The organism is Mycobacterium sp. (assembly GCF_032162605.1).
GTDB lineage: Bacteria > Actinomycetota > Actinomycetes > Mycobacteriales > Mycobacteriaceae > Mycobacterium.
The window spans coordinates 1-6938 of sequence record NZ_JAVROT010000448.1 but is presented as its reverse complement, the minus strand read 5'-3'; the positions used below and the strand labels follow the sequence as shown (position 1 = coordinate 6938).

The 6938-nt window shown below is 66.4% G+C and carries 6 protein-coding genes and 1 pseudogene; 6 read left to right on the top strand and 1 reads right to left on the bottom strand.

Annotated elements, in window-relative coordinates; all coding sequences use genetic code 11:
* Positions 1–237: 237 nt before the first annotated feature.
* Positions 238–1002 carry a PAQR family membrane homeostasis protein TrhA gene (gene trhA, locus QOI01_RS25000; protein ID WP_526385760.1) on the top strand — a complete coding sequence of 255 codons (765 nt, stop codon included), beginning with the start codon at positions 238–240 and terminating at the stop codon, positions 1000–1002.
* Between the two features lie 15 nt (positions 1003–1017).
* Here the strand turns inward: trhA and QOI01_RS24995 are convergent, their stop codons facing one another.
* Positions 1018–2229 carry an acyl-CoA dehydrogenase family protein gene (locus tag QOI01_RS24995; RefSeq protein ID WP_526385758.1) on the bottom strand — a complete coding sequence of 404 codons (1212 nt, stop codon included), beginning with the start codon at positions 2227–2229 and terminating at the stop codon, positions 1018–1020.
* A gap of 183 nt (positions 2230–2412) precedes the next feature.
* Here QOI01_RS24995 and QOI01_RS24990 point away from each other — a divergent pair.
* The 5 genes and pseudogenes from QOI01_RS24990 to QOI01_RS24970 all read left to right on the top strand — a co-directional run.
* Positions 2413–2760: pseudogene (locus QOI01_RS24990) on the top strand (adenylate/guanylate cyclase domain-containing protein); the annotation flags it as partial.
* Positions 2747–3880, top strand: coding sequence for an alpha/beta fold hydrolase (locus QOI01_RS24985; protein ID WP_526385756.1), 1134 nt, complete (start codon positions 2747–2749; stop codon positions 3878–3880). The pseudogene QOI01_RS24990 and the gene QOI01_RS24985, both read left to right, overlap by 14 nt.
* A 136-nt stretch (positions 3881–4016) precedes the next feature.
* A complete protein-coding gene (locus tag QOI01_RS24980; protein ID WP_526385755.1) occupies positions 4017–4430 on the top strand; it encodes a hypothetical protein in 414 nt (137 codons plus the stop codon).
* A 72-nt stretch (positions 4431–4502) separates the two neighbouring features.
* On the top strand, positions 4503–4814 hold the full coding sequence (locus QOI01_RS24975) for a hypothetical protein (protein WP_526385753.1): 312 nt from the start codon (positions 4503–4505) through the stop codon (positions 4812–4814).
* Positions 4815–4914: 100 nt separating this feature from the next.
* Positions 4915–6938: xanthine dehydrogenase family protein molybdopterin-binding subunit (locus tag QOI01_RS24970; protein WP_526385751.1), on the top strand; the 2024-nt coding region annotated here is incomplete at its 3' end.

Below are 6938 nucleotides of genomic sequence, written 5' to 3'. Positions count from 1 at the left end.
CGCGAACACCGGCCGTACCAGGGAGTGGGAGTGTTGCTCATTCTGGTCGTCTGTACGCGAAAGTGACCGGATCGACACCATAGGTTCACCTCACGGACGGCAGGTCAGCCGATCAAGATCGCGGCATCTTCTGTAGCCTCGTTCTGGGCTTGACCGTCTACTGCGGTAGCCCGCCGATTGGCAACGGCTCAACCTCGACTGCGGAGACGTCTTGAACGAGCACAGATCGGTTTCGACATGAGCGGCATGATCACCGGTTCTGCCGCCTCGAAGGGTTCGGCCGTCGACGAGGACATCCCGGAGATCCTGCGCGGTGACGACGACCTTCCGCAGGTGCTCGCCGACACGTTCACCGACTTCTTTCACGCGCCTCGCGCCCGTGGGCTGATTCACCTCGTCTGCGCTGCCACCGCCATCGTCGCAGGTGCGGTGCTGGTGCCCGTCGCATGGCTGGTGGCGTCACCGAAGGCCGGGCTGGCGACCCTCGTCTACACGGCGACGATCGTCGGCATGTTCACCGTCAGCGCGATCTACCACCGCGTTCAATGGAAGAGCCTGGATGCACGGAAGTGGATGAAGCGAGCCGACCACTCGATGATCTTCATCTTCATCGCCGGTAGCTACACGCCCTTCGTGCTCCTTGCCATGCCGCCACGCACCGCTGAGCTGGTTTTGACCATCGTCTACGCCGGCGCGGCGGCCGGGGTGGCACTGAAGATGTTCTGGCCGTCCTCGCCCAGGTGGGTCGGCGTGCCGTCGTACCTCCTGCTCGGTTACGCGGCCATCTGGTTCGCGCCGACGCTTCTGTCCGGTGGTGGCGTCGTCGTCGTCGCCCTGCTGCTCGCCGGTGGGGTGCTGTACAACATCGGAGCCGTGCTCTATGGCGTGCGATGGCCCAACCCGTGGCCACAGACGTTCGGCTATCACGAGTTCTTCCACGCGTTCACCGCTGCGGCAGCGATCTGCCACTACATCGCGATCTGGTTCGTCGTTCTCCGATAGGCCGCAGCCGTTCGGCTATTTGAGCGGCAGCCCGGTGATCGCCCTTGCCATGACCAGCCGCTGGATCTCGCTGGTGCCCTCGAAGATCGTGAAGATCTTGGCGTCGCGGTGCATGCGCTCCACGGGGTAGTCCCGCGTGTAGCCGTTTCCGCCGAGGATCTGGATGGCCTCGTCGGTCACGTAGACGGCGGTCTCGCTCGCCGCGAGCTTGGCCATCGAGCCCTCGGCGTTGACGAACGGCTTGTTGTTGCGCGCCATCCAGCCCGCCCGCCACACCAGCAGTCGGGCGGTGTCGATCCTGGTCTTCATGTCGGCGAGCTTGAACGCGATCACCTGGAAGTCACCGATCTTGCGGCCGAACTGCTCGCGCTGCTGGGCGTATTCGAGCGCGTACTCGTAAGCCGCGCGTGCCACGCCGAGGGCCATCGCGCCGACCGTCGGGCGCGTCCGCTCGAACGTCTTCATCGCCGCTTGACCCGCCGAGCTCTTGCCCTCGCGCGCCTTGGCGATCCGCTCGTCGAACTTGTCCTTGCCGCCGATGATGAGCCTGCCGGGAATCCGGACGTCGTCCAGAACGACCTCCGCGGTGTGTGAGGCGCGGATGCCGTGCTTCTTGAACTTCTGTCCCTGACAGAAACCCTTCGTGCCGGGCGGGATGATGAACGTGGCCTGACCGCGGGACCCCAGTTCGGGATGAACCGAGGCTACGACGATGTGGACGTTGGCGATGCCTCCGTTCGTCGCCCAGGTCTTCGTGCCGTTGATGACCCACTCGTGGGTGGCTTCGTCGTAACGCGCCCGGGTGATGATGGCCGACACGTCCGAGCCGGCGCCCGGCTCCGACGCGCAGAAGGACGCCAGGAGTGGCTCGTCCACCGTGCCGAACATCTGCGGGAGCCACTCCCCCAGCTGCTCGGGCGTTCCGGTGGCCGCGAGCGACGCGGCGGCGAGGCCCGTGCCCAGGATCGATAGGGCGATGCCCGCATCACCCCAGAACATCTCCTCGAACACCGTGAGGATGCCTAGACCACTCGGCTCGGCGGCCTGGGTGGCGAACAGCTCCACCGAGTAGAGGCCGACCTTGGCTGCCTCTTGGATGATGGGCCACGGCGTCTCCTCGCGCTCGTCCCATTCGGCAGCTGCCGGCCGGACGACCCGTTCGGCGAAGTCATGGACCCAGTCACGCACTTCAATGACGTCATCGGACAACTCGAGTGAAAACGTCATGGCGACAAGTCCTTTCGGCGAATTCTTCTCGCACGTCAGTGGCCTGGGGGGTGCACGAGGCAACCACGTCCCTACTGGGTGAACAACTGTACACAGCTCGACAGGGTGATCAACCTAGGGGTCAGAATTACGGCTTGACGAATATTACGACTGGCCGTAATGATTGGCCTGGTATGGGTGCCGGCCGCCGCCCGCGCACTCGCCGCCGCCCTGAGACGGCTGCCCGTGGTCGAGTTCGGCATCGGTGTTTCGGCAGGGCCCCTCTTCGCAGGCAACATCGGCGCAGAGAATCGCTACGGGTACACGGCGATCGGCGATCCGGTCAACGAGGCCGCGCGACTCGCCGACACGGCGAAGTCGACACCGGGCAGAGTGATGGCCTCGCGGCCCGCCACCTCCCGCGCCGAGGACGCCGAAGCGCGACGGTGGACGACGCACGGCTCCGTGGCGCTTCGTGGCAGGGCCGAGGCCACCCAGGTGTCAGTTCCGCACGACGCCGGAGACCACAATGGCGACCATGACGACCGTTGAGCCCTTCCGCATCGCCGTGCCCGACGACGTACTCGCCGACCTGCGTCGCCGCCTGGCCGACACCCGCTGGCCCGAGGCGGAGTGCGTCGAGGACTGGAGTCAGGGCATACCATTGGCGTACGCGCGCGAACTCGCAACGTACTGGGGTACCGACTACGACTGGCGACCCCGCGAGGCGGCACTGAACGAATTCGACCAGTTCACGACCGAGATCGAGGGCCTGTCAATACATTTCGTCCATCAGCGCTCTCCCCATCCCGATGCGTTACCGCTCGTCATCACGCACGGGTGGCCCGGCTCGATCGTCGAATTCCAGAAGGTGATCGCGCCGCTGGTCGATCCCACGTCGCACGGCGGAAGGGCGGAGGACGCCTTCCACGTGGTGTGCCCGTCACTGCCCGGTTACGGGTTCTCCGGCAAGCCCACCGCGACGGGCTGGAACACCGGCAAGATCGCACGGGCGTGGGAGACCCTGATGGTGAGGCTCGGCTACGACCGGTACGGGGCCCAGGGTGGCGATTGGGGTGCCGCCGTGACGACGGAGATCGGGCGCAACGTCGGGCACTGCGTAGGAATCCACACGAACATGCCCATCGGTAGCCCACCGGCGAGTGCCCTGGAGAACCCGACCGACGAGGAGAAGGTCGCGCTGGCGGCGCTGGACTACTACCGGCGTCTGGATTCCGGTTACTACAAGCAACAGGCCACCAGGCCGCAGACGCTCGGCTACGGCCTCGTCGACTCTCCCGCCGCGCAGCTCGCATGGATCATCGAGAAGTTCTGGTCGTGGACCGACTGCGACGGTCATCCCGAGAACGCGCTCAGTCGCGACGAACTGCTCGACAACGTGACGCTGTATTGGGTGACTGCAACCGGCGCGTCCTCGGCGCGGCTCTACTGGGAGAGCATGGCGGCCTTCGGATCGGGCGGCCGCGTCGAACTGCCGACGGGTGTGGCGTCATTCCCGAAGGAGATCAGCCGCCCACCGCGGTCGTGGTGCGAAGCGGACTACAACATCACCCACTGGAGCACGATGCCACGCGGCGGGCACTTCGCGGCATTCGAACAACCCGAACTCTGGGTCGACGACGTCAGGACGTTCTTCGCCACGGTGCGGTGAGCACGCAGCTAACATCGGTCGAATCGCCAACGGCAGGGCTCGAGTGCAGTCACGACGCCATCGCCGACGGCGGCGAGGCAGACTGCTCGCACCGTTGGCCGCCGGGGGCGGCTTTCCATGGGGCCAAGGGGAGAGCGTGACTGCTTCGCACTGGAGAGTCGCCGCAGGTGCGTCGATGCTTGCGCGGCGCAGCGCGGTGGTCAGTGCCAGCGAGGCGTCGCACACGGCGCCGAACAACGAGCCGACGGCGCCCAAGTCCGACACCGAACGGATCGACGACCCCGCACCCTCGACCAATGACGCTGCGAGCACGAACGATCCAACCCCTCCGACCCGATGCCCCTGCCGTCACGACGATGGACTTTGCGGACCCTGCGACGCCCGTCAACGACGCTCCGGCCTCGCCCGCGGACGCGGCCCACCGACGGCGACGACGACGGATTCAGCCACGGTCACCGTTCCCGCCGTGGTCGAGCCGGCCACGAGCCAGGTCACGTCCAGTCCAGACCCGTCCCCCGTCGACCACGACCACGACGTCGACCGTCCCTGAAACGTTGCCACTGACGCATCTCGCGGCCGAGGTCGTCCCGTCGTTGGGCGCCGCGGTGGTCGAGACCCTGCCATGACCGAAGGCGTGACCATCCGTAGACGGTCACCCGGCCTCAATGCAAACGCGTTGTCGCCCTTGCAGATCCTCCGATTGCTGAGCGGCTCCTCCGGTCTCGCCGGGTTCGTCATCCCCGTCCTGGCGGGAATTCGAATCGGCTATTGGCAGGCCAAGAGCGGTCGGGCTCTGCGCGCGTCGGGCATCGCGCGCTTCGCCGTCGCCGGGCCGGTCGGCATCGTCCGGTCGGGTTCGGTAGTGGCTTTGCGCCTGAGTGCGCGGCGCGTGGTGCCCCCCGACGCCGAAGGTGCCTCCAGCCGAGTGGCTTAGGGCGGATCCACGGCCGCGTCGGCGTTGGTCTGACTCACAGGTTCGGCAACTACCGTCGATTCGGTTCGTGCATCGCAATTCACAACCCGGCGGGGATGAGATGACGTATCCGGTCGACGCAGTCGCAGCCGTCACGGGCCAACCCATCGCCCGCGTGGACGGGCGCCTCAAGGTCACGGGCGCAGCGCGCTACGCATCGGACAATCCGGCGCCGAACCTGCTGCACGCCGCGTTGGTGTGCAGCACCATCGCGCGCGGAACCGTCTCGGGAATCGACACCTCGGCCGCGCGCCGAGAATCCGACGTGGTTCGAGTCCTCCACCGCTTTCCAGGAGTGCACCTTCCGTTCGACCCTGGCGCCGTCGCGTACTTCGGCCAGCCGGTTGCCGTCGTGGTGGCACGCACCATGGAAGCCGCCGCGCACGCCGCATCGTTGGTCACCGTGAGTTATGCCGCTGCCCCCCACGTCACCGACATCGACTCGCCACAGGCGGTCCCGCACCCTGGGGAACGACAGACCGACTACACCCGTGGCGACCCCGACGGCGCCCTGGTGAGGGCCAACGTGGTGTCGGACCTGACTTTTTCGATCATCCGTTACAACCACAACCCCATGGAGTTGCCATCGTCGGTGGCCAGCTGGGACGGCGATCGGTTGACGGTCTGGGACAAGGCGCAGGGCATCAACTCGGCGCAAGAGGCGTACGGCAAGGCCTTTGGCATTCCAGAGGATCACGTCCGGGTCATCTGCCCGTTCATCGGAGGAGCCTTCGGCAGCGCTGGCAGCACCTGGCCCCACCAACTTCTGGCCGCGTATGCCGCCAAACAGGTACGCCAACCGGTCAAGCTCGTGTTGACCCGCCAGCAGATGTACGGCGGGATCGGATATCGGCCGACGAGCAGGCAACGACTGATCATCGGAGCCGACCATGCGGGAACTGTGTCCGCGATCGTGCACGAAGGGCGTACCGAGTCCGCGCGCTACGCCTCGTTCGAGGACAGCATCACGGGGCCTGCGAAGTTCCTCTACGACAGTCCGAACATGCGCTCGACCTACCGGGTGGTGCCGCTTGACGTCAACGTCGGATGCCCGATGCGCGGCCCTGGCGCCACCCCGGGTTCGTTCGTCCTGGAATCCGGGATCGACGACCTGGCACACCGGGTGGGGATCGATCCCATCGAGCTGCGGCTCCGCAACGAACCCGCTCACGATCAGACCACCGGATTGCCGTTCTCGACCCACCGTCTGCGCGACTGCCTCGAGCAAGGCGCCAAGACGTTCGGCTGGGACCGACGCAACGCCACACCTCGGTCGGTGCGAGACGGACACGAGCTGGTCGGCATGGGGGTGGCAGCGGCCGGTTACCACGTCAACCGCAGTCCATGCGATGCGCTCGTGCGCGTCAACGGCGACGGCACGGCCGACGCGTACAGCGCCACCTGCGACATGGGCCCCGGCACGTACACCTCGATGTCTCAGGTCGCCGCGGATGGACTCGGCATACCCTTGCCGCACACCAGATTCGCCCTCGGGGACAGTCGGTTTCCCAACGCCCCGTCGCACTCCGGCTCGCGCACGATGGTCAGTGTGGGTTCGGCAGTGTCGCAGGCTGCGAATTCGTTGCGGGACAACTTCATTCGCACCGCCATTGTCGATCCGGGTTCGCCGCTGCATGGAGCCGTCCCGCAGCGCGTTGCCGTGGCCGACGGCCGCATGTACCTCAGGGACAGCCCCGGCACCGGAGAGAGATATCACGACCTGTTGCGCCGCAAGGGCTGGCCGAGCCTCGAAGCCAAGGCGACCTATACCCCTGACGACGCCGACACCCGGTTCTCGATGTACGCCTACGGGGCGGTGTTCGCCGAGGTAGGCGTCGACGAAGCACTGGGCCGGGTTCGGGTTCGCCGGGTGTTCGGCTGCTATGACGGCGGACGGATCATCAACCCGAGGCTTGCGCACAGCCAAGCGATCGGGGCGATGGTGATGGGGATAGGAATGGCCCTGCTGGAGGGAACTCAACTGGACCACCGCGACGGTCGCGTCGTGAACGCCAACATGTCCGACTATCTGGTCCCCGTCAACGCCGACGTGCCTGCCCTCGACGCGATGTTCCTGCCAGGAGA

What these genes read in the sequence shown, in the direction of transcription:
- QOI01_RS24995 (WP_526385758.1), bottom strand. Translation starts at nt 2,229, where the DNA reads ATGACGTTTTCACTCGAGTTGTCCGATGACGTCATTGAAGTGCGTGAC.
- QOI01_RS24975 (WP_526385753.1), top strand. Translation starts at nt 4,503, where the DNA reads ATGACCGAAGGCGTGACCATCCGTAGACGGTCACCCGGCCTCAATGCA.
- trhA (WP_526385760.1), top strand. Translation starts at nt 238, where the DNA reads ATGAGCGGCATGATCACCGGTTCTGCCGCCTCGAAGGGTTCGGCCGTC.
- QOI01_RS24985 (WP_526385756.1), top strand. Translation starts at nt 2,747, where the DNA reads ATGACGACCGTTGAGCCCTTCCGCATCGCCGTGCCCGACGACGTACTC.